Source organism: Actinomycetes bacterium, assembly GCA_036000965.1.
In the GTDB taxonomy this organism is placed as follows: Bacteria; Actinomycetota; CALGFH01; order CALGFH01; family CALGFH01; genus DASYUT01.
On sequence record DASYUT010000254.1, the window covers coordinates 1 to 4,121 of the forward strand.

Annotated in this window: 4 protein-coding genes; 1 reads left to right on the forward strand and 3 read right to left on the reverse strand. The window is 73.4% G+C overall.

Annotated elements, in window-relative coordinates:
• On the reverse strand, positions 1-2,573 hold a 2,573-nt coding region (locus tag VG276_22210; protein HEV8652034.1), incomplete at its 3' end, for an NlpC/P60 family protein.
• A 111-nt stretch (positions 2,574-2,684) separates the two neighbouring features.
• Between VG276_22210 and VG276_22215 the strand changes: the two genes are divergently transcribed.
• The gene (locus VG276_22215; GenBank protein HEV8652035.1) at positions 2,685-3,245 is read left to right on the forward strand and encodes a DUF4352 domain-containing protein; all 561 of its coding nucleotides are present in this window, start codon (positions 2,685-2,687) and stop codon (positions 3,243-3,245) included.
• On the opposite strand, the gene VG276_22220 is transcribed toward VG276_22215, so the two are convergent.
• Together VG276_22220 and VG276_22225 are read right to left on the reverse strand one after the other, a co-directional pair.
• Positions 3,242-3,439 carry a hypothetical protein gene (locus VG276_22220; GenBank protein ID HEV8652036.1) on the reverse strand — a complete coding sequence of 66 codons (198 nt, stop codon included), beginning with the start codon at positions 3,437-3,439 and terminating at the stop codon, positions 3,242-3,244. The two genes, VG276_22215 and VG276_22220, sit on opposite strands and share 4 nt — an antisense overlap.
• Before the next feature lie 86 nt (positions 3,440-3,525).
• Entirely contained in the window at positions 3,526-3,945 is a 420-nt protein-coding gene (locus VG276_22225; protein HEV8652037.1) for a hypothetical protein, read from the reverse strand.
• Positions 3,946-4,121 lie beyond the last annotated feature (176 nt).

The following is a 4,121-nucleotide window of genomic DNA, read 5'->3' on the forward strand; positions in this document are numbered from 1 at the left end:
CCTTGCGCCTGCGCGCGCGACACCCGGGGGATGCGGATGCCGTGCTGCCGGAAGCCCCACTGCATGAGCCCGGAGCAGTCGAACCGGGGCCAGGAGCTGCCGCCCCACAGGTAGGGCTGCCCGATCGCGCGCGCCATCGTCTTGATGACCGCGTTCACGATCCCCGGGCCGCCGCCGACGCCGCCGGACGCGCCGCCGCGGGCGAGGTCGGCGATCCCCTTGGCCATCGCGGCCGCGACGGCTTTGGCGGTGCGGCCAGCGACGTTGACGCCCAGCCGCTCGGCCAGCGCCACGACCCGGGGGAGCCTGCGCTCAAGCGGTGACACCGACCCGGTCCCGGGGACGACCACGACCCCCTTGGCGTCGCCGGACTCCCCGACCGGGCCGCCGCGGGCGAAGCGGGCCGCGTTGATCGCCTCAAGCTGGGCGCGGTGCCGCTTCGCCGAGCGGGCGTTGACGACGAACTCGCCGCGGGAGAGGCGCGCCCGGACCGAGTCGCTGGTCTCGGTGCCCGGGCCCCAGACCCAGCCGCCCTCGGCCAGGAGGACCTTGCCGCCGAACTGGTTGTTCAGCCTGATGGTGCGGCGGGTCGCGTCCACGTCAGCGGTCGCGGTGATCGTGACGTGCCGGTTCTGGGGCTTGCGCATCGCCGCGGCGGCGTCGTTGCCGAAGCGGCGCATCTCCCTGGCCGCGTCCGACGCGCTCACCTTGGAGCGGCCCATGCCCCTGGTCAGCAGGTCCACCCGGCCGCGGGCGGCGTCGATCTGGGGCGAGTTCGCCTGGGTGACCAGCCGCCGGAACTCGATCGTGGCCGCCGACGCGGTGACTTTCGAGGTGCCGAGCGCAGCCGAGAACCGGCCGAGCTTCCCGCTGCCGCCGTCGACCTGGGCGCCGAAGCCCTTCACCGTCTCTTTCGCGGTCGTGGAGATCGAGTTGAAGCGGGCCATCGACGCCTTGCCGCCGTCGGACTTGCCGGTCAGCTTGACGAAGGCGTCGCGGACCATCCCAATCGAGATCGACACCGGGTCACCGAGGTTGGCGCGGATGCCCTTCTCGCGGAACCGCTTCAGGTTCTCGGTCCCGACCGCGACCGCCGCCGCGAACGCGATCAGCGGGCCCGTCCTGCCGAGCAGCCCGACCGCGCGGCCGAGCAGCCCCACCTTGGCGGCGGCGCCACCGGCCGCGGCGGTCCCCGCAACTTCGGCGGCGGTCAGACGACCCTGGGCGACCGTGGCCACCCCGCTCATGGCGGCCTGCTCCCGCAGCGCCGCCGTGAGCGCCCGCTGGGAGCGCGACAGCGCGATGTTCGCCGCGATCCGCGCGGGCGCGAGGACGACCTCGGCGGCGGCGGCCAGGTTCGCGGCGGCCTGGGCGGCCTTCACCAGCCCGTAGCCGACCACCAGCGCCGGCAGCGCCTTCACGACCAGGTCCAGGTGGTCGCCGAGGAAGTCCAGCGCCGCGCCCGACAGCCTCCACGTCGTCGCCAACCTGGCCGAGTCGCCATGCAGGCCCCGCAGCTCGGGCCGCAGCTCCTGCGCGCGGGCGACCAGACGGCCAAGCGCGGTGCCGATCCGCTCCCCCGTCGGGACCAGGCGGTCAAGGCGCGGGCCGAGCATGCGCGCGGTCTCGGCAAGCTCGGTGGCGGGTGGCACGGACCGGGCGAACGCTTCCGCCGCAGCGGTCACCGCCTTGCCCACCCGGGGGCCGAACTCGGCCGCCAGTGCCGCCCCGGCCGGGAGCAGCTTCTCGGTGATCACGCGGGTCACGGCCAGCTGCGCGGGCAGGAACCCCCGCCCGATGACCGCCTTCAGGTTCTCCCAGCCGGCCTGCTGCTTGCGCTGCATGTTCGCCAGGTCGTTTGACGTGCGCGCGAAGTCGTCGTTGGCGCGGGCGGAGTCCCGGATGACGATGTTGTAGGTCGCCAGCGCCTTGTCCGCGGCGGTCAGGTCCTTCGCGCTCTTCTTGTGGGTCTCCCGGAGCGCCTCCTGCTCGACCCGCGCCGCGTTGATGTTCGGCACGAGCCGCTGGAGCGAGTCGAACTCGCCGCGGAACGCCGACGACAGCATGTCGCTGACCTCGGCGGCGCCACCGCTGACGTTGTTGAACGAGGCGAGGTCGGCCGCGAGCTTGACCATCCGCATCGACATGTTCGTCGCCGGCTTCTGCCCCAGGCCGAGCTGGAGGAACATGTCCCCGAACGACGCCGCCGCAGCCAGGGCCTCGTTGCGGGACAGGCCGAAGGCGTTGGCCGAGCCACGCGACCACGCGAGGATCGCTTTCGAGCTCGACCCGAAGATCACCTTGGTCTTGTTGACCGTCTCGTTCAGGTCGCTCGCGGCCTTGGTGGTGGCCAGCACCCCGCGGGTGGCCAGCACCGCCGCGGCAGCCAGGCCGACGCCGATCGCCACGCCTGCGGTCTTGAGGCCGTGGGCGAAGCGGCGGCCGAAGTGGCGGGACGCCTCCTCACCGGCCCGGCCGGCCGGTCCCTGGACCTGCCGGACCATCTGCCGGTCGAAGTCGCGCGCGAGCCGGAAGTGGGTGTCCAGATAGGCGTCGCCCGCGCTGAGTGCCACTCGCGACGCTCCTGTCTTCCGGGACAGCTGTCCGGCGGGCTACGCTCACGGGCATGAAGCGGCCCGGCGGCGCTCACACGCCCCGGGCCCGGACGACCCCTGGAGGTCGACATGCCAAAGCCTACGGCCCTTGCCGCCGCACTCGCCCTGCTGCTCGCCGCCTGCTCAGGCGGCGGGGCCGGCGCCAGCAAGGCCACGGTCGCCACCACGGCGCCCGTCGCGACCTCGACCGGCGAGACGTTCCCCGACGAGGGGGTCGCAACCACAAGCCTGCCTGCGCCGTCGGTCGACAAGGTCGGGCAGACCGCCACCCTCGTCGACGCCGAGACCGGCAAGCCCGCAGCACGCGTCCAGGTCGCCCGGGTCAAGTTCAGCCGCGGCGACACCTACAACCGGCCCGAACGCGGGCTCTTCCTCGGCGTCTACGTGAAGGTCCGCGCCCAGGCCAACGACGTGTCCTCGATGTGGGGCGACTTCTACGTCCAGATGCGCGGCCACCACTACGACGCCGACGCCTACGCCGAAGGGTTCACCCCAGCCCTGGACTACGTCCAGCTCAACAACGGGGAGACCGCCGAGGGGTGGCTGGTGTTCGACGTGCCCGCCAAGCACGGCGAGGTCGTCCTCGGCCAGTCCTCAGGCGGCGGCAAGGTCGCAACCTGGACGTTCTAGCTCTCGCTGTACCGGACCGCGCCGCCCCAGAACGCCCGGATCTCCTCTTTCGTGCTCATCCGTGGGGGCTCGGCCAGCTCGACGGTCTCGGGCCGGCCGCCGTCGCCCGGGCGGGGGACCGGGTCGGGCACGGGCGGGTCGCCCTTGAAGTGCGCCCGCCGGAGCAGGTAGACGACCTCGCCGAGGCGGTCCACCGCCCGGGCAAGCAGCTCCTCGGTGTCACCCCACGGCGGGCCGTGCTCGGCCCGCGCGGTCCGGCTGGCCGGGGGCAGCCCGCGGATCAGGTCGTGGAGCTCACGGACCCCGAGGGCCCGGGGGCCGTAGCAAGCTTCCGCGAGGGAGAGCGAGTAGACGGCCCGGAAGTCCGCTTCCGCCTCGGCCCACCGTCGGTCGAGGAAGGCGCCGAGGCCGACAATTCCGGGAGGTCGAGCCCGTACGCGTCGGTGATGTCGAGCAGGTCGGAGTCCTCCGGCGCCGCGGCCAGGAACCGGTCCCAGTCGCCCGGGTCGACCAGCAGCAGCTTCACCGCCTGCGCGGTCGTCCCCTGGGCGAGGGTGTCGGTGAACTCAAGCGGCATCCGCGGCTTGAGCAGGAACACCTGCTCGTTGCCGTCAGCGTCGAAGCCGAGCGCGACCTCGTGCGGGGTGTTCTCGGCCTCGCTGCGTGCGGCGCGTTTCTTGTTCAGGTCGACTCTGGCCATCGCCTACCTCCCGGTGATCGCACGGCGGCTGCGGCCGCCGACCGCGCGGCGTGCCACTGCGCCGCCGACGGGGCCGAACAGCGCGGCGGCGACCTCACCCGCGACGACCTCGAAGCCGGCCTGCCCGGCGGCGCGTTCGAGGATGTGGCCGCGCCGGCGGCCGCGTTCCTGCCGCG

Bases quoted from the DNA above. Each gene is read 5' to 3' on its own strand.
- VG276_22215 (HEV8652035.1), top strand. From the start codon at position 2,685: ATGCCAAAGCCTACGGCCCTTGCCGCCGCACTCGCCCTGCTGCTCGCC.
- VG276_22225 (HEV8652037.1), bottom strand. From the start codon at position 3,945: ATGGCCAGAGTCGACCTGAACAAGAAACGCGCCGCACGCAGCGAGGCC.